Annotated in this window: 21 protein-coding genes; 15 read left to right on the top strand and 6 right to left on the bottom strand. The window is 56.9% G+C overall.

Annotated elements, in window-relative coordinates; translation table 11 throughout:
- Window positions 1–59 precede the first annotated feature (59 nt).
- The 10 genes from SynA15127_RS07905 to SynA15127_RS07950 all read left to right on the top strand — a co-directional run bounded on the left by SynA15127_RS07905 (window position 60) and on the right by SynA15127_RS07950 (window position 8,766).
- Window positions 60–839: an ATPase gene (locus SynA15127_RS07905; RefSeq protein WP_186483599.1), complete on the top strand. Its 780-nt coding sequence runs from the start codon at window positions 60–62 to the stop codon at window positions 837–839.
- Between the two features lie 5 nt (window positions 840–844).
- Window positions 845–1,660, top strand: a complete 816-nt coding sequence (locus tag SynA15127_RS07910) for a metallophosphoesterase (RefSeq protein WP_186483600.1) — start codon at window positions 845–847, stop codon at window positions 1,658–1,660.
- Window positions 1,660–2,379: a phosphoesterase gene (locus SynA15127_RS07915; RefSeq protein ID WP_186483601.1), complete on the top strand. Its 720-nt coding sequence runs from the start codon at window positions 1,660–1,662 to the stop codon at window positions 2,377–2,379. Before SynA15127_RS07910 ends, SynA15127_RS07915 begins: the two co-directional genes overlap by 1 nt.
- A gap of 33 nt (window positions 2,380–2,412) precedes the next feature.
- Window positions 2,413–2,694 (top strand): DUF3721 domain-containing protein, encoded by a 282-nt coding sequence (locus tag SynA15127_RS13675; RefSeq protein ID WP_370593971.1) that lies wholly within the window; start codon window positions 2,413–2,415, stop codon window positions 2,692–2,694.
- Window positions 2,695–2,822: 128 nt separating this feature from the next.
- Window positions 2,823–3,242 carry a site-specific integrase gene (locus tag SynA15127_RS07925; RefSeq protein ID WP_186483602.1) on the top strand — a complete coding sequence of 140 codons (420 nt, stop codon included), beginning with the start codon at window positions 2,823–2,825 and terminating at the stop codon, window positions 3,240–3,242.
- 260 nt (window positions 3,243–3,502) lie between these two features.
- On the top strand, window positions 3,503–3,817 hold the full coding sequence (locus SynA15127_RS07930; RefSeq protein ID WP_186483603.1) for a hypothetical protein: 315 nt from the start codon (window positions 3,503–3,505) through the stop codon (window positions 3,815–3,817).
- Between the two features lie 1,426 nt (window positions 3,818–5,243).
- Entirely contained in the window at window positions 5,244–5,558 is a 315-nt protein-coding gene (locus SynA15127_RS07935) for a hypothetical protein (protein WP_186483604.1), read from the top strand.
- Window positions 5,559–6,076: 518 nt separating this feature from the next.
- Complete coding sequence (locus SynA15127_RS07940; protein WP_186483605.1) at window positions 6,077–6,280, top strand: hypothetical protein; 204 nt, start codon at window positions 6,077–6,079, stop codon at window positions 6,278–6,280.
- A gap of 1 nt (window position 6,281) precedes the next feature.
- Window positions 6,282–6,584 carry a hypothetical protein gene (locus SynA15127_RS07945; RefSeq protein ID WP_186483606.1) on the top strand — a complete coding sequence of 101 codons (303 nt, stop codon included), beginning with the start codon at window positions 6,282–6,284 and terminating at the stop codon, window positions 6,582–6,584.
- Between the two features lie 1,906 nt (window positions 6,585–8,490).
- Window positions 8,491–8,766 (top strand): hypothetical protein, encoded by a 276-nt coding sequence (locus SynA15127_RS07950; RefSeq protein ID WP_186483607.1) that lies wholly within the window; start codon window positions 8,491–8,493, stop codon window positions 8,764–8,766.
- On the opposite strand, the gene SynA15127_RS07955 is transcribed toward SynA15127_RS07950, so the two are convergent.
- The 4 genes from SynA15127_RS07955 to SynA15127_RS07970 form a co-directional block, all read right to left on the bottom strand.
- The gene (locus SynA15127_RS07955) at window positions 8,750–9,064 is read right to left on the bottom strand and encodes a hypothetical protein (protein WP_186483608.1); all 315 of its coding nucleotides are present in this window, start codon (window positions 9,062–9,064) and stop codon (window positions 8,750–8,752) included. The two genes, SynA15127_RS07950 and SynA15127_RS07955, sit on opposite strands and share 17 nt — an antisense overlap.
- Before the next feature lie 24 nt (window positions 9,065–9,088).
- Complete coding sequence (locus tag SynA15127_RS07960) at window positions 9,089–9,802, bottom strand: 16S rRNA (uracil(1498)-N(3))-methyltransferase (RefSeq protein ID WP_186483609.1); 714 nt, start codon at window positions 9,800–9,802, stop codon at window positions 9,089–9,091.
- A 30-nt stretch (window positions 9,803–9,832) separates the two neighbouring features.
- Complete coding sequence (locus tag SynA15127_RS07965) at window positions 9,833–10,150, bottom strand: hypothetical protein (RefSeq protein ID WP_186483610.1); 318 nt, start codon at window positions 10,148–10,150, stop codon at window positions 9,833–9,835.
- A gap of 201 nt (window positions 10,151–10,351) precedes the next feature.
- A complete protein-coding gene (locus tag SynA15127_RS07970; protein WP_186485645.1) occupies window positions 10,352–13,987 on the bottom strand; it encodes a hydantoinase B/oxoprolinase family protein in 3,636 nt (1,211 codons plus the stop codon).
- 119 nt (window positions 13,988–14,106) lie between these two features.
- Here SynA15127_RS07970 and SynA15127_RS07975 point away from each other — a divergent pair, with 119 nt between their 5' ends.
- The 3 genes from SynA15127_RS07975 to SynA15127_RS07985 are packed head-to-tail and all read left to right on the top strand — an operon-like array spanning window position 14,107 to window position 17,046.
- Window positions 14,107–15,063, top strand: a complete 957-nt coding sequence (locus SynA15127_RS07975; RefSeq protein ID WP_186483611.1) for a permease — start codon at window positions 14,107–14,109, stop codon at window positions 15,061–15,063.
- Between the two features lie 13 nt (window positions 15,064–15,076).
- A complete protein-coding gene (locus SynA15127_RS07980) occupies window positions 15,077–15,730 on the top strand; it encodes a TIGR03943 family protein (RefSeq protein ID WP_186483612.1) in 654 nt (217 codons plus the stop codon).
- Window positions 15,727–17,046 carry a hypothetical protein gene (locus SynA15127_RS07985; RefSeq protein WP_186483613.1) on the top strand — a complete coding sequence of 440 codons (1,320 nt, stop codon included), beginning with the start codon at window positions 15,727–15,729 and terminating at the stop codon, window positions 17,044–17,046. Before SynA15127_RS07980 ends, SynA15127_RS07985 begins: the two co-directional genes overlap by 4 nt.
- 6 nt (window positions 17,047–17,052) lie before the next feature.
- Here SynA15127_RS07985 and SynA15127_RS07990 read toward each other — a convergent pair whose 3' ends face one another.
- Window positions 17,053–18,060, bottom strand: coding sequence for a hypothetical protein (locus SynA15127_RS07990; RefSeq protein ID WP_186483614.1), 1,008 nt, complete (start codon window positions 18,058–18,060; stop codon window positions 17,053–17,055).
- 49 nt (window positions 18,061–18,109) lie between these two features.
- Window positions 18,110–19,030 (bottom strand): metal ABC transporter solute-binding protein, Zn/Mn family, encoded by a 921-nt coding sequence (locus tag SynA15127_RS07995; protein ID WP_186485646.1) that lies wholly within the window; start codon window positions 19,028–19,030, stop codon window positions 18,110–18,112.
- Window positions 19,031–19,140: 110 nt separating this feature from the next.
- On the opposite strand from SynA15127_RS07995, the gene SynA15127_RS08000 reads away from it, so the two are divergent.
- Both SynA15127_RS08000 and SynA15127_RS08005 read left to right on the top strand, forming a co-directional pair.
- On the top strand, window positions 19,141–19,824 hold the full coding sequence (locus SynA15127_RS08000) for a metal ABC transporter ATP-binding protein (protein WP_186483615.1): 684 nt from the start codon (window positions 19,141–19,143) through the stop codon (window positions 19,822–19,824).
- Window positions 19,817–20,590, top strand: coding sequence for a metal ABC transporter permease (locus SynA15127_RS08005; RefSeq protein ID WP_186483616.1), 774 nt, complete (start codon window positions 19,817–19,819; stop codon window positions 20,588–20,590). The genes SynA15127_RS08000 and SynA15127_RS08005 overlap by 8 nt, the downstream gene beginning before the upstream one ends.
- The last annotated feature ends 357 nt before the right edge of the window (window positions 20,591–20,947 follow it).

A 20,947-nucleotide genomic window follows, 5' to 3' on the forward strand; every position in this document is an offset into this window, starting at 1 on the left:
ATGAGAATGATTCCCACGAGCAGGGCTGTCGTTCCCCCCGCGCGTGGATGCTGGAGACCATGAGCACAACCTGGTTGATCTCAGGTCCGCCTGGGTGCGGGAAAACCACGTGGATCCTCAACACACTGCGCGACCATCCGGGACCCTGCGGATACCTGCGGCTGAAGGGCACGAGCCAAGATGGTCTCGAGCAGGGCTGCGATGCCGGCATCGACCGGACCTGGCTGCAGGACCAGATCCCAGCGCTTCAGGACCTGTCCACTTCTCAGCACAGAACCGCTGCAGCTGATCGGATCAACCTGATTGAGCTGCAGCAATTCCAGGCCCCGCCGGAAGAAGCCCCCGAGGCCATCGACCCAGCCATCCAATCGCAACTGGACACCCTCCAGCTGCGACCGGACCGATGCCTCCATTTCGGCCGTGATCCGGAGTTACCCGGCCAGGACACGCTGGCGTTCAACAGGCTGGAGGCCTGGAGCCTCAGCCTCCACAACAGTGTCTGGGACCCCAACAGCCTCAGCAGCTTCTGGTTCGAACTGGTGAATGGTGCCTATGGCGACGTCTACCGCGCCAAGGCATTGATGAATCTCCCTGATGGCCGTGCCTTCTTCTGCAACTGGATAGTGAGTCAACAGGGCTCTCAGTTTCTGCCCCTGGAGCGGGTGGAGCCACCCCATGGCCGCCCCAAACGCTCGTCGGAGCTGGTGGTGCAGGGCAACGCTCTCAATGGCATCGGCATCCAGACCACCATCGACGATTGCCTGATCAGTGATGACGTGCTGGACATGCATCAGGCCCCGATGCGCGACCAGCAACCCGAGTCCACCCTCACCCGATGACGCCCATGGCCCACGCCGTGATCTCCTGCCTCCACGCCAACCTGACAGCCGTTGAGGCTGTGCTGGAGGACATCGATCGGCAGGGGATTGAAACGATCACCTGCCTCGGTGATCTGGTGGGTTACGGCCCCCAACCGAATGAAGTGGTGCAGCTGGTGAGAGAACGCGCCATCCCCACCTGCCAGGGCTGCTGGGATGAAGACATCATCGATGGTCTCAATGCCTGCGAATGCAGCTACCCCTCGCAACTGGCGGAACGGCGAGGCCACCGAGCGCACCATTGGACCGCTGAACGGATGACGGACGAGAACAAAGCCTTCCTGGCCAGCCTTCCGATGACCCTGAGGCGCGACCGCCTGCTGTTCGTTCACGGCAGCCCCAACAGTCAGCACGAATATCTTCTGCCAGACATGAGTGCTTTTGCGGCGCTGGAGCGGGTCGAGACCGCCAAAGCGGACACCCTGTTCTGCGGCCACACCCACCAGCCCTATGTGCGCGAACTGAGCGGTGGATCGATCCGGGTGACCGTGGAACAGGCCGGCAGCGAGGGGACCACGAAACAGGAACTGACCCTGCCGATGCGCCGCATCGTCAACGCGGGATCAGTGGGTGAGCCCCGCCATGGCGACACCAAGGCGACGTATGTGATCCACAACGACACCACAGGTGAGGTGACGATCCGTGAGGTGGAGTACGACGTGGCGAAAACCTGTCAGGCCATCGTCGATGCCGGGCTGCCTGAGGTGTTCGCCTGGCGGCTGCGCCATGGTTTCGAATATGCCGAGCGGGCCGACGACGCCAGCCACGTGTGTGAGCGCTGATGGAACGCTGGGCCCTGGTCAGTGGACTGCGCGGTGATCTGGAGCTCTATGAGCGGATTCAACGCGACCTCTCAACGCAACGGGGCGTGGAAAGTCTCTTCGTGCTGGGGGATCTGATCGGTCCTGAGCGCAACTGCGATGCCTTGCTGGAGCGATTGCGCCAGCCCAAACGCGGTGATCTCAAGCCCGACTGCATCTATGGCTGGTGGGAGGAGCAGCTGCTTGCCGAACGGGGATACCGCGGTGATCAGAACGCACAGGTGCTGCGCCGGGAGCATGGCGACGATGCCGTCGACGCACTGCTCAAAGCTGTGGACGAACGCCATCTCCCGTGGCTTGCCTCCCTGCAGTTCGGCTTCATCGAACTTGATTGCGCCCTGATCCATGGAAGCTCCGCCGACATCGGCGATCGGCTGACAAATGAAACGTCGCCGCTCATCCTTCTGGATCGCCTCACCCGGCTGGATGTGAACCGCCTGTTCACCGCCCGCAGCGGTCAACAGTTCCGCCTGGAACTGACCGGTGGTGCCATTCAATCGCATGTGAAAGACACGGCTGGAGAACAGCAGCAGGAACAGGCCGTTCCCAAACGCAGCGTGATCGGCATCGGCCAGGGAGCAAACTTCTCGCTGTACGACCCCGCCACGGATCGACTCGACTTCATAACGGTGGGAGACCATGCCGCGACGCCACGCCGCCCTCGACTCGGCTTCGCGTAGGCAGGATTGAGAGCCAATGAACTGGATTCGCAGATGAAAATCCCCGCAGCCTTCAACCCCCAGGTGCTTGCCCCGACCCGCAAGGATCATTCCAATGCCGGTCTGACGGTGCAGACAGTTTTTTCTCTCCTGGTCATCGCGCTGATGCTGAACATCAGCCCGGCTCACGCCCACCGCAAGGGGATATACGAAAGCCGGAGCGAGGCTGAGAAGCGCGCTGAAGAGATCGGCTGCTCCACGGTGCATCAGAACAACGGCCGCTGGATGCCCTGCGCCGATGAGCAGGAACTACACCGGCAGTTGCGAAAGCACTGACTGATTGAACTTATAACTGGGAGGTGAGGCGGACAACCCGCTTCATACCAACCCTATTCACACTTTCTAATGACGACAACCACCATCGCCTTACTGGTGGTGTGTGCCTTGTTTCCTGTCCTCCTGTTGTGGAACCTGACGGAGAGCAGACACACGAAAACGCAGTCATCACAAAGAACACTCTTGTCTTTGGCGATGTGAGAAGACACTGGGTTAGCTATTGTCGCCATCACTTCTGTGAAACCTGGATTGATATAAGAGAAGAGTTGAAGGACAAACTAACAGGACATAGGTTTAGTCCTCATCCTTATACCCTTTACTCTCTGCGTTCTACATTTATTGAAGACCAACTACTAAAAGGAACACCTGTGATGGAAGTCGCAGAGATGGCGGGACACGATGTAAGAGAAACACAAAAGACATACGCACGCCTGAACCTACGAAGGAAGGGTAGCGAACTTACTATGCCGGAACTTGGTAAGCGACGGATTGAAAGAACCAAAGTAGATTTATTTGATGATGAAACAACTAACGCAACCACAACTTGAAACAGCGAAACAAATGAATAACACAGGCATAAACCGGAAGGTTGTCGTTCAATACTACAAACTATCAACTACACAACTAAGAAAACAAATCAAAGATTACGAAGCAACTAACAAATGAATATGTCCTACTGATGAAGAAGGCAGAAGGAACGAACAACCGGAAGGATGCGATAAAACCAATCAATCAGGCAACTGTGGTAAAGGAAGTAATGAATGCCTGCTATCGTTATGAGTATTCAGGACTGAACTGACTTGAACTAATGAAACAACCTTTACTCCTACTCCTTGCATCTGTGATGTTGGTGTCTTGTTCCAGTAAATACGGTTCAAAGCTTGAGGCAACGGAGGCGAAGGATAAATGGATAAAGGAAGGTGGTTCAATAACAACATTAGAAACAGACGCAGTATGTGATGGAGGTGTTTTGATTTATGGTGCAAATGATAATGTTGATTGCTCTAAACCTACGGAGATTACGAAAATGAATAGAAAGTGTATCAACGAAAAGGAAACGCACCAGTTCCTGTGCATGGAGATGAAACAGGATGGTCTTGATTACACCTACTTCAAATATTGATTTACATATCTGGTTTGGATATAAGATGGTATGACTTCTGCGTATGGAATGATGATTAGGAGCTTATCATTTATAGTTCTTCCGCTGTTACTGGTTTCTTGTTCCACCAGATATGGTTCAAGGATGGAGGCACAAGGGTCGGCAAATAAGTGGATTACAGAAGGTGGTTATTACAAGGTTGAGAATCCACCTCCACCTGAATGCGAGGATAACGATAATGATTATTTAGGCAACCTTGCCGAACAAAAAGGAGTAGATTGTTCTATAACTTATTCGTCTGAACCGAGTAGGATATGTAAGGATGATATGATAACAAGGCAGTTTGCGTGTTTTAGTTTAGATGAAAAGACGAAACCTGAATGGACGTTTTTCAAATACTGATTGCCTTATTCAGAATAGGAAAGTTGATTTATTCTCAATAGCACTATATCTGGCGTCTATCTAACAATCACGCTACATCTATTATATAATAACTATCAAAACTTGTTCCGTTACGACATTTCCATAAGTCCTCTCAAAATCGTCTGCAACGTGTCTGAAATAGTGAAGATGACTATCATCATAGAAGGCCTTTCCGTTCGCTGTAGAACCTTGTAGAGGTGTTAGAGAGCGTTATAGGTTATGAGTTTCACCTGCGGATTACACAAACTGATTATAAATCATAGTCAAAATCTCTTAAAAAACCCATACATAAGGACTGGGAAGGGAGGAGCCATCTCAAGGAGGTGGGTAGGGAAAACATCCAAAAGACAACCAATAACTAAACCTTCACTAACTTTCTGAAACTCATCTCCGTAGCGAAGCGGAGGAGATGGTTTCCACCTCCTCTAACCTGTCTCTAACTGACTTTTTCCTACCTTTCTATCGTCACTAACAGACGCAAAGGTAGGTTAGATAAATGAAAGAACACAAAGTAAGCGGTAGTAAGGGTGGTTGAGCGGTCCGACAAGTAGAGAGAAGGAAACAACAACATCATCATCAGGTGCGTCTATAAAAACGAATGATAAGAACATTCTCATTAGACACTAAATGCGGTGATAAGTAGTTCTCAATAAGGATTTATTTTATTAGGGTAGTAAGGTTGTATTTTGGTGTCGTTGAAACTGACTGCGGTAGAACAGGTTTCACGATGCGTTATGTATAAGCAAGATAAGCAAGTAGGTGTTTAGTTTTGCTATCCTTCAAACTCGCTGCGCTGGAACGGATTTTCAAATGCATCGCGTATAAGACGATTACGCAAAGTGTTGTCTGATTTTATTGTCCTTGAAACTTAGTGCGCTGGAATGACTTTCGATGTCAGTCACCTATACAGATGATATGCGAATGTAGGACAACCTCTTATCTCCGCACCTTCTAACTTGTCTGGCGGCAAAGTCGCAGGTAGGAAGATTACCGCTCCTACGGGAATGGTTCGGAGGTCTTTCTAATGCCGATACATCCTATTGATAAGAAATCGTTTCTCAAGGTAGAAACTAATGTTGGTGGTGAGTGGGTTGATTTAGAGAGTAGCGACTACCGCGAAAAAGAATACAAGCGCAACCAAGAGACGGAACCACGCCGTAAGTTTGTAATGGAACCACTACCTGGAACTGGACCAGAAACAGACGCACCTACATCTACGGAACCTGCATGTGCGCCTGTTGAAATGACTGATGAGATGGAGAAGGTAATCAACGAAGACCCGCGTAAGCGTGGTGCATGTAACAAACCTTCTACTATCAAAATCCGTAAACCGAAATGAAAGAGATCACAGAACCTCTAACATACTCTGAATAAGTCCTTTATTAAACTTTTCATACCACATCAAAATCCTGTATATCTCTTACAACTATAAACTCTTCAAACTCTTTCTCTATCGCCTCCGCATCTTGATACTTATGCTCGTCTATCAGCATAAATATTCTATCCATCATATCTTCGTATGTGAAGCGACTTGGACTTTCGAATGAATAGTAGAGGTGTTGATAGGGATTTTCCATAAGGCAAAACGCTGGTCTTTTATATGATATTCCGACTGATAGAGAAAAGTGAAGTGCCTACCTTTACCTTCCCAGAACTAATAAAACTATTATGACTGACTATGACTTACTCAAACAAATGGGTTGATAACCCGCTACCTATCCTTCTGTCCGCTCGCATCCGCATCACCAACGAACAGCGCAAGGCAGTGAAAGATGCCTACTACGCTCGTAAAAACTCCCTACACCCGCAGAGAGCGTGGTTAGAGGAGGACTTGCCGTCTCTACTTCATATGATGGGATGAATGAACTGGATGTGAAACTCGGTTTCTCTAACCTTGTGTTTAGTGACCTTATCAATTCCCGCGATAGTATAAACCTCAACATCGTTCTCAAACTCCAAAATGTGTTGGGTGTAGAACTCATCACCAAAGAGGAGATTGTAGAAGCGTGTTCCCACTACTGCGATTATTCTTGGAATAAAGCAGTTGAGGATATTCAGTAAGATGACCTATTCATCACCTTACAAACAACAGAAACCACTCTCCTCTCGTCTCAAGGTAGAACAACCGCTTGAACCGCCAACTGGTGTGAAACAGCGCAAGAAGATGAATAAACCAGAACCACCTCCTGCCTATATGAAACCAGTTAGAACATCAGGTAAATCACAAGGTATTGAAGAAGGTTCATCTGGTGAAGTCAAGGATTACCTTGCGTCTGTTGGTGAAGATAGTCCTCTGACTGGTTGGGAAGCACACGCCTTACAGATGTTGGCGAATGGTAGTGAAGACGCGCTGGATTGTTTTTGATTGATTGTCGTTCTATTGCGACACTAATCAAATAAAGGATTTCCAACTGGAAAGTTCATTACAGGCGCAGTCAATCCTTTGCGCTTGTTCTTGCGATGGTGAAGACACTCCTAACTAAAATGGTAAGGGTGGAACCTTTTTATATGGAGACAGGAGCATTACCTGTCCTTCGCATTTATTACCCGTTCAATCAATCAAATGCTGTATTACTACCAACTATATTCCTTGCTTAGTTTCGTTCTTTTTCCGCTACTGGATGACTACGAACACCTACTTGATTTACTATATGACTGATTTGGAGAAGTATAACCAACTATTCAAAGAACTATCACTCCTGCCGTCTTCAAAGACAGATGAACTCTTTCAGTTCTCACAACAAATCCATATCCAACTAATCAAAGAACTAAAACTACCTACTGATAATGAATAGACCTAATCTCCGTATTCCTACAACTCAAACAAACGCACCTGCCTCTGCGCCTGTGTCGGTGTCTAACGACACCTCTGTAACTCAAAAGAACACGCCCATAGTAAGACAACCCTTTACTCCTAAACCTGTTGTCTCTGGTGGTTCTGCTCGCCTTACCTTCTGACTGATAGAGACAACACATCCACACTCGCTTACTCGCGTGTCTGTGTTGTCCTTTATACTGAAACATATAACTTCTATTTCTATATTTGAGTTACCATTTGGACGGCGCGGTGAAACCAAAGAAGGTGTTTTCTAACTTTGTTCTGTTCCCTATCTTCTTTGCGGGTAGTGTCGCTCTATCTATTTATCTAACCATCAACTTGTATTTGAAGTTTGGATGGGTGCTCGCTTTTGCCTTTATTTTCTTTCTTTGTGTAATCACGCTGATTGAGAGGATTTATAACGCAGAAACTTGAAACCGAAAGTCCGATAAAAAATGACGCAAAAATGGTGAGGTCTATCATAGTTCCCACAAGGACGAAAGATCCTCCCATAGGGTGGGTGCGTTTCTGCCTACGCGCGTTCATTACTATGCGCGTTTATGTAAAGAACTCGCCGGGAGTTTGTGTCATTTATCCTCTCGCACCCATCTGCGCGTTTTTCGCCACATGGGCGCAGGAGATGAAGTGATTAGATTATCTATCTAACTATTTCTACTGACTTGTCCGTCAGGTGCGTTTGTAATCGCCTGTATTGAGCGATAGGTTCTGTTGGGGAATGTGTGGTGAGGTGTTCTTTCGTCTCTCACAGCGTCATCTGGTGGGAGTAGAGGAGGACATACCAACTTTCTGCTGAACTCATACCAACTATGCAGAAGAAGTTCTGCTGTGACTGATTGCTTTCAGTTGTCGTTGAACTTCTGGTATTGATAGTTGTAGGTCAACCTCCTTAGCTCCATTATCTCAAGCCTTTTTCTGTTCGCCTCCATCTCTACTTCTCTCGCTAAATGTTCAAGATGAGCATTTCGTCGCTTTTGTTGCTGCCTGGATACAGAAGTCATTGGTGTTTGGAATAACTTTCATAGAACCTATGAAGCTCAACTGGATGAAGTTGAAAAGCGTTACCTATCTTCAATGATGTTTATTCGCTTGGCGTCGGTTATTTAGTGAGAAAGCCTGCTACTTGCGCTCAGTCAGCTGTGTAGGGATATTTAGCTGTTAATGTTTTTTATTCTTTACCTGCTTTGGGAGATTGGGAAGAGGAAAGCGGCAGACCAATGCCTGTAGGAATGCCGACACAATAATGATAACCATTCTCATTCACTTTTCGCACACATCTGTTGCTCTCAACAGGCAGGATGACAAGACAGTTAAGAGTTGGAATGACCTTTTCCCATTCAAACCAACTACCAACTACTCCTGTTGGTAGTTCGGTTCAGTCCCTGACTGGGATGTGGTACACATTACAAAGTGTTTCCCAGTCGCGAAAGCACTGATGGATCACAGCAACAACTCCCGCCAGCGTCAGGCCCGCCGATTGCACCGCTGGGTCGTGCCGATCGCCGCAGCCCCACTGCTTCTGACAGCGGCGACCGGTTCGCTGTACAGCCTTCTGCTGGAGGTGAACATCGATGCCTTCTGGTTGCTCAGGATTCACACCGGAGACTTCGGCTCCTTGAATCTGCAACCGGTCTACCCGGTGCTGCTCGGTGCCCTGACCATCGTCGTGACCGGATCAGGTCTGATGATGCTGCTCAGGCCTGCACGCTGAAATCCAGCACCAGATCGCCCACATCATCCCGGCTGATCACATAACGGAAGCCGTCAACACGGCCGCTCCACTCACCAGTGTCCCCATCTCCCTCCAGTCCTGTCGGCTGTTCCACGGAATGGCCAAAAAGGGCGGCAAAACAATGGGCCGCCACCTGGGCCGCCTGGTCGGCATCCATGTCGTCGAGTTCATGGGCTTCCACCGGGCACCCCTCCAGAAGCTCCGCGTCGATCACATTGCCTCTGCCCAGATCGGCCACCAGAGCCTGAAGCCCGTCTGGAGCCGTGATGTCACCCATGGGTCGTCGTCATCAACACCTTCATCATCCCCAACCCAGGGCCAGAACCGCCGCCAGAGCCGTGTCCACACTGAGCAGCCTCTCCCCCAGGTGCACCGGCCGGGCGATCACCGCCTGAGCCAGATCCAGTTCAAACGGCAGGAAACCTCCTTCAGGGCCGATCATCACGACTGCCGATCCGGCGGCCGTGGTGCTCAGAGCCTGGGCGGATCCCATCTCGGCAATCCAGCAGGGTCGACCGGAGCAGATGTCCACCAGTCGGTCCTCAACGAAGGGACGGAACAACCTGTGCTGGTGAACCCGGGGCGCGACGGTGTCGCGGGAGCGCTCCATCCCCGCCAGCAGAGCCTCCTCGACCTTGTCGCCTGCCAGCAGGGGTGACTGCCAGAAGCTTTTCTCCACCCGGGCACTGTTGATCAGATGCAGATCCGACACCCCGAACTCGGCCACCGTGCGCAGAATCCGGCGCAGCATCTTCGGCCTTGGCAGGGCCAGAACGATCTCGAATCGATGGCGCCTCGGTGGTGGTTCGCGCGTCTGGACCACAAGCTTGACCGTGGATCCCTCCATGGCCACGACCCGGCCGGTTCCCAGAGCGCCGTCGCGGATGCCGACCCTGAGCGTGTCGCCGATGTTCGGTTTGAGGACCTCAAGAATGTGAACCGCCCGCCGATCACTCAGCAGCACGGTGGTGTCATCCAGCCAGCAATCCTGAGGACCGAGAAGAATGACGTTCACCGCCTCAGCGTCCGGCGCAGTGACAGCCGCTCAGCAGTGCTCGAAGATGCCGACCTGAGATGGCTGCATTCCACCTGAGGCCCGTTCGGTGCTGTAAGCCGCATCCGCCTCCTGCATGGCCGCCCGATCCTCCTGGAACCAGCAGCCGTACATCAGATTCAGGATGCGATCCACATCGAGCTCCCGCTCAGCCACGTCCTGCCACAACCGACGGCTGAGTTCCTCATCCGCCAACTGGAACTGGGCTCGAGCCAGATTGCGTGCACAGGAGAAATAAACATCCTGCTGCTGATCCCTTGCGCTCTGATAGCGCAGGAGCGTGGTCTGGATGGCCTGGAGAAATGCCACGGACGAAGGTGCCTATTTGTTCAGCATGAGTAGCGATCGATACAACAGCAATCGGTATTAACGCTGGTTGAAGAGGAGGTCGCCATCTCCAAAGCCCAGACATCATCTGTTGGTTCAAGTTGACGTCATTGGGAGTCCACCCACGGTGAGATGGACGATTCAGCCCTGAAAACGCAGCGACATCAAAAAGCAGCATCCCCCTCAACCTCCCATGCCACCTCCCCCGGGGGTGAGCATGCGGATGGCCTCACCCGCCTCAAGCTCCAGCTGCACAGCACCAGGCAGGGCATGTTCCACACCGTCACGGTCCAACCGCACATTCACACCACAGGCACCGCTGGCCCCACCGTTGAGACCGAACGGGGGCTCCCGCCGCGATCCACTGATCAAAGACACGCTCATCGGCTCGAGGAAACGGATCGTGCGCTCCAAACCATCACCCCCGGGCCAACGACCTTGCCCGCCACTGCCAGAGCGCACGGCAAAGGATTCCAACCGCACGGGATAACGGCTCTCCAGCACCTCGGGATCCGTGAGCCTTGAGTTGGTCATGTGCGATTGCAGGCCCACGGATCCGGCAAAGCCCTCCCCGGCACCACCACCACCGGCCACCGTTTCGTAGTACTGGCAGCGCCCATTACCGAAGCTGAAGTTGTTCATCGTTCCCTGGCCGGCCGCCTGGGCACCAAAGGCAGCAAGCAAAAGGTTGCAGAGCGCCTGAGACACCTCCACATTGCCGGCCACCACAGCAGCGGGGGACCGTGGATTCAACAGAGAGCCCGCAGGCACCACCAGATCGAGCGGCGCAAAACAGCCCTCGTTCAACGGGATGTCGTTGTCGAGGAGACAACGGATCACGTAAAGCACAGCCGCCCGCGTCACCGCCAGGGGGGCATTGAAATTTCCCGGCCTTTGGGGGGATGTACCGCTGAAATCCAAGCGCAGCCGTTGGCGTTGCGGGTCAAAACTGACCTGCACCACCAGGCAGGAGCCGTCATCCAGCTCCAGCTGATGACGGGCGTCCACCAGGCGCGACAGCAGACACTGGACACTGCTGGTTGCCTCCTTCTGCAGCAGGGTCATCTGCCGTTGCACCAGGCTCTCCCCCTCCCGCTCCACGAGGGATTGCAGCGCCACAATCCCGGCCTGATTGGCCGCCACCTGGGCCTGCAGGTCGGCCAGCAATTCCGAAGGGTTGCGGGGCGGCGTCGCCATGCCGCTCCACACCGCTTCCAAATCAGCGGCAAGAACCCGGCCCCGGCGCACGAACAGCTGGTTGCGCAGCAGCAGCCCCTCATCGCCAATGGTGCGACTGAAGGACGGCATCGAGCCGGGAGCCATGCCTCCCACATCGGCGTGATGGCCCCGGCTGGCCACAAAGAAACTGGGCTGATCCCCTTTGCAGAACACCGGTGAGATGGCGGTGATGTCGGGCAGGTGGGTGCCGCCATGGAAGGGGTCGTTGCTGAGCAGCGTGTCGCCGGGCTGCAGCGGTGCAACATCACCGGCAGCCACCTGGGACAGCAGGTCGCGCACGCTGTCTCCCATTGATCCGAGATGCACCGGGATGTGGGGGGCATTGGCCACCAGAGCACCCGTGCCGTCGAATAGCGCACAGGAGAAATCCAGGCGCTCGCGAATGTTCACCGAACGACTGCTCTGCCGCAGTTGTTCCCCCATCTGTTCAGCGATCGCCATGAAGCGGTGGCGAAACAGTTCGGCCTGCAATGGGTTGTCGTCATCGTCCTGCATTAGCGCAAGCGAGCCGACCGCGGGTTGCCGGCGCTCCAGCAACAGCGTGCCCCCTGGCGCCACCCGTGCCTGCCAGCCCGCCTCCAGCACTGTGCATCCCGTGGCTTCAGCGATCAGGGCTGGGCCTGCAATCCGCTGATCCGGCGTCAGGGCACTGCGGTCCAGCAAAGGAACCTGGGTCCAGCCGATCGACTCTAGGTACATCGACGCCTCCTGAGATGTCTCCACCACTGGCTTTCGTTGGGCCATCCCCGCCGTTGCTGTGGCATCGAACTGTTGGGGTGCTGTGACCTCAATATTCAGCTGTTCGACGATCAGGGCCTCATCGGTGTCGATGCAGTAGCCGAAGCGTTGTTGATGACTTGCCTGGAAGGCCGAGACCACGGCATCAACGCCTTGATCGGCCGACCAGGTCAGCACCAGAGTCTGCTCAGCAGTGGGATAACGCAGGTCCAGGCTGACCCAGACCTCCGGCGCTCCTGCATCGGCGTCAGCGCCATCACCCTGGCGACGCAAGGTCTCCTGCGCCCCACGACTCAGCCGCTCCACTTGATCCGGCAAGGCCGCCAGCAGATCGGGCGACAGGACTGCGCCAAAATGCACTTGACGCCGGCAGCGCTGGCGGGCCTGGCCCATGCCAAAAGCGGAGAGAACTCCGGCCATGGGATGCAACAGAACCGTGATGAGCCCCAGTTCATCCGCCAGGCGACAGGCGTGCTGACCACCAGCCCCGCCATACGCCACCAACACCCCGCCACGTATGTCCTGACCGCGATGCAGCGACACCCTTCGAATCGCGGCCGCCATGGTTTCCACCGCCAGTTGCAACGCCCCCGCTGCCACCCGCTCCGGGGTCTGCCCCAGCGCTGCAGCGAGGTCGGCGAAGCCCTGCCGCACCACCGCAACATCCGGTGGCAGATCACCGGAGGCGCCGAAAACCGCCGGAAAACAGTTTCCCTGCAGACGCCCCAGCAGCAGGTTGGCATCGGTAATGGTGAGTGGTCCGCCCGCGCGGTAACAGGCCGGTCCCGGTTGTGCTCCTGCTGAGCGGGGCCCCACCCGCAGCCGCTCCCCCTGCAGCTCCAGCACCGATCCTCCGCCGGCCGCCACCGTTTCAATCGGCAAGCGGGGGGCCAGCAACTGCAAGCCGGCGATCTCGGTCTGCTCCTTGACCTGACGCAGCGCCTGCGCATCGGCGGAGGCCACGCAGAACACATCCGTCGACGTGCCCCCCATGTCGAAGCCCAGCACCGGCCCCCCTTCAAAGCCAGCCATGCGCGCCGCCGCGATCGCCCCGACCATCCCGGCCGCCGGCCCCGACAAGATGGTGTCTTTGGCCTGCAGCCCGCCTAGAGCCTGCAACGCTCCGCTGGAGGTCATTACCCGCAAGGGCTTGGCAGAGCCCAGTGCGCCTTGCACCTGCTGCAGATAGCCATCCAGCACCGGATGCACGGCCCCCTCCACCAACGCCGTCTGCCCCCGCGGCACCAGGCGGGGCATCACGCTCACCTGGTGGGAGCAGACCACGGTGCGAAAGCCGACCTCCCGCAACAATGCTGCGCAGCGCTGCTCATGGGCTGGATTGCGCTGGCCATGCAGCAACGCCACCACGGCGACGTCGATGCCCGAACGGCGCAGCTGCTCGAGACGCCGCAGCAGCGGCTGGTCCAGCACGAGGGGCTCCAGTTCCTCACCCCGGGCATCGAGCCGACCAACCACCTCCAACACCGTTCGCGCCAGGAAGGGGCGCCTGGGCTGCTGAAGCGCAAACAGATCGTCGCGATGCTGATCGCCAATCCACAGCTGATCCCTTAGGCCTGAATTGGTGAGCAACAGCAGCGGCGCACCACGGCCCTCCAGCAGTGCATTGGTGGCCACAGTGGTGCCGAGGCGCACCTCATCGACGTCCCGCAGATCGACAGCCGGAGAGGCCGAAGCCAACATCGCCCCCATCGCCGACACCGCAGGATCTCCGGAACCGGACTGCTCCGAGAGCACCTTGCGCACATGCAGACGCCCCTCTGGATCCCGACCGATCAAATCGGTGAAGGTGCCGCCACGATCCACCCAGAAGCACCAACCCATCACGCCCCTGGCCAACATGGCTCCAGCCTGCCGCGCAGGCCGATCAACAAACCATGTCAACGCCACCCCGATTGGCGACATGACCTGTGAACGTTGGTGGACCCTCGCCGCTCGCCCCCTTGGACAAGCTCGCCACCGCCTGGGCGATCTTTCAAGGGTTGCTGTTGGAAGCGATTCCGTTTCTGCTTTTGGGGGTGGTCATCGCTGGGTTAGCGCGTTGGCTGGTGCCCCAGTCGGCATGGGTCAGCCGGTTGCCGAGCAATCCCGTGCTGGCTCCAATCACAGGCGCCCTGATGGGATTTGCCCTGCCAGCTTGCGAATGCGGCAATGTGCCTGTCGCCCGCCGCCTGCTCGCCAGTGGTGCACCACTGGGCACCGGCTTCGGCTTCCTGTTCGCTGCACCGGTGCTGAATCCGATTGTTCTGGCCAGCACCTGGGCCGCCTTTCCCAATCAACCCTGGCTGCTGATCGCCAGACCTGTCGGTGCGTTTCTGCTGGCGATCCTGCTGAGCCTGCTGCTGGCACAACTCCCCGAGTCGCAGCTTCTGGAAACGGCGTTGTTGAGTGAACGGCGTCTCAGTCAGCCGCTGCGCAACCTGGACCTGCTGCAGCGAGGCAGCGGCCTGATTGGTGCCCCGCTGCCAGCCACCGCGGCACCGAGAGCGCAGCGTCCATCGCCGCGGGACGTGCTGGATCAAAGCAGTCGCGAGTTCCTGGATCTCCTCGCCCTGCTGGTGCTGGGATGCGTCATCGCCGCCGCCGTCCAGACCTGGTTGCCCCGCAGCTGGTTGCTGGAGATCGGTGGCGCCCCGACGGCCTCGATCCTTGCCCTGATGGTGCTGGCGGTGGTGGTGTCGGTGTGCTCAAGCGTGGATGCCTTCCTCGCCCTCGGTTTCGCCGCCCAGGTGACCCCGGGTGCGCTGCTGGCCTTCCTGCTGTTGGGACCGGTGGTTGACCTCAAACTGGCTGGATTGTTCACGGTGCTGATGCGGCCCCGCGCCATCGCGATCACGGCCGTCGCTGCCAGCCTTGGAGTGTTGCTGATCGGTCAGTGGGTCAACCTGTGGCAGCTGTGATCCGGAGGTTGAGATGACGCGCGGCCTGCTGTTGATCCTCTGGGGGTGGATGGTGCTGTGGAGCGTGCTCAGCGGCCGTCTGGATCTGCTCCTACGCGGCATGTTTCATGCCCTGGTCGGTGCTTCCGGGCTGGCCTTGCTTCTCGCCGGCGTGATGGTGATGATCCGCAACCGCCGTCAGCGAGATGTGCACCGCTGGCCCTGGCTGGTGAGCGGTGTCGTCGCTGGGCTGGTGCTGCTGATGCCGCCGAACCCATCCTTCAGTGATCTCGCGAACAACCGTCCCCAGGGGCTGCCTGAACCACCGGAGCTGGCCTTCGTGCTGCCACCGGAACAGCGCAGCCTCACCGAATGGGTGCGCCTGCTGCGCAGCCAGCCCGATCCCGATCTTGTCGCCGGCAATCCGCTGAACATCAGCGGTTTCGTCTGGAGTCAACCCGACGGTCCACCGTTGATCGCCAGGCTCACTGTGCGCTGCTGCCTGGCCGACGCGACCCCTTCAGGTCTGCCGGTGGCCTGGCCGGCCGACGCCGAACCGAAAGCCAACCAGTGGTTGGCGATCCAGGGGACCATGGCGGTGGAAACCCGCCATGGCGAACGCATTGCCGTTGTGGTGCCGACAACCATCACAACCATCCCCCGCCCCAAGCGGCCATTGGAGCCTTGACCGGTCGTCTCCCATTTCTGTTGGTCCTCGCGGCCGCACTGGTGCTGATTCAGCAGCAGGTGCTGCTGCGTCGATCACCACGGTTGGTGACCCTGAGCCAACAGCAGATTCATTCCGGCAGCGCGGCCCTCGATCTGCGCTTTAGCCGGCCGATGCACCGCAACAACGTCAGCTCCGAAAGCCGGCTGGTCCCCGCCCTGAACCACCGCTGGCTCGGAACCAACAACCCTCTGCGATTGGTGATCGACGCCGACCAGGTGATTGCTGGCCCGCTGAAGCTCGAGCTGGCTGGACGCGACCAGCGTCTGAATCCGATGGCGACCCAGACCTGGTGGTGGGAACCCCGTCCGTGGTTGCTGGTGACGCGGCAGGTGGACGACGGGGAGCAGCTTCAGCTTCTGGATCATGACGGGAGCTGGAAACCACTCAGCCCGGTGTGGAAGCGCATCACCAAGCTGACGCCGATCGGAAACGGACAGGGCGTCGCCATGGTGAGCAGTGATGGCGAAGGCGGGGAGCGAATCTGGCTGCGACATCTCACCCAGCAGAGCCTGGCCCGACGGCGCGAGGAGTTGAAACCACCTGAGCCTGAGCAACTTGAGTTGCTGGCGGAGAAAGAAGTGCTCTTCGGTCATCTGAGCAGCAACCTCAATGGCGATCTGCTGATGCAGACCGGTGGATTCTTCCCTGGCAGTGAACGGGTCGAGCTGATCAAAACCGATGGGAAGCGGCAGAAGCTGAGTCAGATCTCCTCGGGTCCGATGGAGCTGATTCCAGCCGGAGGCGGTCTCGTTGTGCCCTCGTATGACAACCTCAGCCTTCGCCCTCTGGTCGACAACGGCCGTCCTCCGCAATCCCTCCCCGGCAGTCGCGAACTGGGAGCCTTCTGTGCCGCCTCCGGACGGGCCGTGCTCATCCGCCACTGGCCCGATTACCGCCGCTCGATCGAGCTCGTGATTCCAGGCCTCGCTCCGCGGCAGCTGTGGTTAGGGGAGAAGGCGGTGCTGGGGGTTGCCTGCGACGGCAGCGGCGAACGCATCTGGGCAGTGCTGGGGGAGTGGACTGGTGATCGCGGGGTTCACACAATCCTGCTGATCGATGGAGCAGGAACACAACTGAAACAGCAGCCGCTGGAACCGTGGTCGATGAAAGGAGGCACTCCGGTGCAATTCGATCCCGTCAGCCGGCAGCTGCTGCTGACGGTGTTGCAACCAGACCGACGCGAGACCCATCCCGCCCTGATGGATGCCGACACCCTTCAGTGGCGGAAGATCCTGCCGGTCGATGTGGGGGAAGCCCAGTGGCTGTCCCCCTGACACGGATCAGAAGGTGAAACTCATGCCGGTGCCGATGTGGTGCTGCCAGCCTTCACCCCAACCGGGAGCATCCGTGCCGCTGTAGGTCGGCTGCCAGTGAGCGAACAGATTGGCATCGCCAACAGGCACTAAAAGCTCGATTTCACCGGCGAAGTCGGTGCGCTGATCGAGTCCTGAGTAACTGCCGGGGGTGTAGAAGCGAGGCCCGGCTTCGATCGAGACATTGATTTGATCCGACCCGATCGTGAAGCCGACGCCGACGCGCGGATCGGTGTAATTACCGATCCAGACGCCATCAGATTCCCATCCCTGTCGGTGCTCAACAGACAGGAACACTCCATTGACGAGATCTTCCAGTCCGTCACCCAGGCCGAAGTTCACATCTCCGTCACCCAGAGCCCAGAGCACTTTGGCTCCGATCTCGTTCTTCAGTCCCTGAACATCATGTCCCTGATCCTGGGTGACGAAATAAGGGTTCCAGTTAACAGCGAAACTCAGGCGGTCGTTCGGGGCATAGCGGACCTGTAAGTAGCCGCGCACATCCGTCCGCTGGAATTCTGTACTTCCATGCCCATCGTCATGACCTTCGTGGGCATGACCTTCGTGGTCGTGGTCGTCATGGTCGTCGTCGTGATCGGCATGCTCCTCGTGGTCATGGTCGTCATGCTCCTCGTGGTCGTCATGCGCATGGACCTTGCCGTAGAAGTGCTCGGCCTCTCCCCAGACGAGCGTCGGTCCCACAGCGGCCTCGATGGACAGACTGCCGCCATTGCCAAGCCCCCACTCGAAAACGCCTCCGAACAGAGCATCGACGGCGTAGTGCTTTGGGCTGCCTTCGAGGTTGGTGTCGAAGCCGCCATGACCTTCGACGGTGATCAATGGCGTGAAATCGAATTCACCGGCTTCGAGCGATTCTTCACCACCTCCGCCATGAGAACCGTGGGCAAGAGCCGAAGGTGCCGGCACCAAAGGGAGCAGCAGCAGGGCCAGCAGCAGGGAGCGAGAACGGAACATGAGACGTGGAGTCAAAAGGAGCAGACTTGGAAGAGTGAACGTCGATTAACTAGGGGATGGCTGCCCATCGCTGAGCAAGTTGCTTGGCAGTGCCCTGGTCACAACTGCCGCCCTGACCCTTCGTCATCGTGCAGATGTTGAGCGTTGCCGTTGAAACAGCGGTTTCTCCGGCAGCCACACCTTCTCCATAAAGCGGTGTCTTTGCAATAGGTAATCCAGTGCTGCGGCTGATGCGACGCAGTGTTTTATTGGGAGGAATGCTCGGCGTGAAAATCACCATGGCTCCTGAAGCCTTCACCGCAGCGGTGATCGTTTGAAAACTGGACGGCCGGAGAACACCTCCTGTGGTGTAGGAGTCCAACATCGCAATCTCGTTGAGACCGTATCGATTGGCGAGATGGCTATAGGTCTGGTGGTCGGTCACCAGAACACGTCTGCTAGACGGCAGCGCTGAGAACTGAGCCCCTGCCCATCCGCCAAGGGCAGCGAAAACAGCCTTAGCCTTGGCGGCACGGCCATCCAGCGCTGCACGCTCGGGCTGTGAAAGCAATGGAGCCATGCTGTTAGCCACGACGGTGACCATCGCCGCAGAATTGGCAGGGTCATGCCAGACGTGAGGGTCGTTGCCCTTGTAGGCGGGAAGAGCCACTTCTCCAACTGCCACCACCCTTCCTGAGCTGTTGATCTTCTTGGCCGAAGGAGTCAAGTTGAATCCGATGTGAAGAACGAGATCAGCACTGGACAGGGCCTGTCGATCACTGGGCTTCAACCGGTAACCGTGAGGATCTCCACCGGGAGGGATCAAACAGGTGACAGCGGCCGCCGATGACGCCAAGGTGCGTGTGATGTCACACAACGTTCCATCAACGGCAACGATCGTTGGTTGCGCGGCCTTCGCTTGGTGGAAAGCGGTGAAAATCGTCAGGATTCCGCCGACAAGGGCAGCGCGGTGCCAGATCCGAGCAGACAAGAGAGAAAGACGTTGAGAATGATTATCATCTTGGAGAGTCCCCAGCCATATGCAACCCCTGGACCACCGCCTCCGTAAGTGAACCACCACCACTCTTGACACCTCACGACTTGTCCGCTGATAACCGCCTCCAGGCCAGCGATGTCTGCTTCAGCTACGGCGGCCGTCAGGTCGTCAATCATGTCGATCTGGACCTCAGCCCAGGCACACTCACAGCTCTGGTCGGGCCGAACGGAGCTGGAAAGTCCACCCTGCTCCACCTGCTTCAGGGACGCCTGGTGGCCAGCGGTGGACACGTGGTCTGTGGATGCAGCGTTGCGCTGATGCCTCAGCGGGCCGCGATCGACTGGACCTTCCCAATCACGGTCAGCGACATGGTGAACCTGGGTCGCAACGGTGCACGTCGCACGGGCGGACCAAGCTGCCACGACCTGCTCGAACGAGTTGGCATGCGAGAGATGGCGTCCCGGCGCCTGAGCCAACTGTCCGGTGGCCAACAGCAACGGGTGTTGCTCGCTCGAGCTCTGATGCAGAATTCAGGAATCTTGCTTCTCGATGAGCCCTGCAGCGCCATCGATCCCCCCACCCGTGAACATCTCCTCGGCGTGATGCGTCAACAGGCCGAGTCCGGCCAAACCCTTCTGGTGAGCAGCCATGACTGGGGAAGTGCTCTCGACAGCTACGACCGCGTAGTCGTACTCGATGGAACGGTGCTCGCCAGCGGAAGCCCGGCAGATGTACGCGCAAAGCTCTCCGACTTGACCTGCATGATGGGAAGCCACTGCTGTGAATGAGTTTGACCTCTGGTGGCTGACGCCACTGCTGCTCGCACTGCTGATCGGGCTGATCTGCCCGGCCACCGGATCACTGCTGCTCACGCAAAGACGCATCCTGCTGGCCAATCTGTTGGCCCATTCGATGCTGCCGGGGCTGGTGCTGGCCTTGGCCTTCGAGCTGGACCCCACCATCGGTGGCTTGATCAGCGGTCTGATCGGAGCCTTGCTCGCCGAACGTCTCAGTCAGCGATTCAAGGGACGGGAAGAGGGAGCGATGAACACCGTTCTGGCGGGATTCACAGCCCTCGGTGTGCTGCTGGTGCCCCTGCTGCAGACACGCGTCGATCTGGAAACCGTGCTGTTCGGAGATCTCCTGGCAGCGGGAAGCAACGACCTGATCCGCACCGGCATCGCCGCTCTGGCACTGCTGATGCTGCTGTTCATCCACTACCGGGATCTTGTTTTTCTCGGGGTGGATCCTGAGGGAGCGGTCGCGGCCCGACGGCCGGTCACTCAGATTCGTTTTCTCGCCATCGTGATCACCGCACTGGTGGTGATCAGTGCCATCACCGCCGTCGGCATCGTGCTGGTGATCGGTCTGCTCTGCGCTCCTGTGCTGGTGCATGTGGAGCGCAGCCGCAGCCTCAGCGATCTGATGCTGCGCTCCGCCGGTACCGGCCTGCTTCTCTGTGGGGGCGGAATGATGCTTGCGGTTGCTGGAGACTTACCGCCAGGCCCTCTGATCGGCGTGCTGTGCGTGACGCTGCTGTTGATCAGGCGGTGATCAGGGATTCAGGCCGGGCAGGATTTTCAGAAGAACCCAGACACTGATCACGATGACCAGCAGCACATAAGCCTCTTCCATGGGGCATTCATCACTGATCAAATTTCAGTTTGACGGTTTCGCTGGCAACGGAAACGATTGTTATCAGCTCACCATGGCAAACCATCCACCAAGCATCGCTGCGGCAAAACCGCAGACCAGGGCCTGCAGAATGAATTGAGACGAGTCAGGCTTTTCCCAGCGATCGATGGTTTTGCAGGCAACTCTGTAGCTTTCACCGTTGTCCTGAAGTTTCTGGATGTAGCGAGCGATGAATTCGTTTGAGAGATCGAGTCGATGAAGCTTTGCCCTCAGTTG

Source organism: Synechococcus sp. A15-127 (assembly GCF_014280215.1).
Lineage (GTDB): Bacteria > Cyanobacteriota > Cyanobacteriia > PCC-6307 > Cyanobiaceae > Parasynechococcus.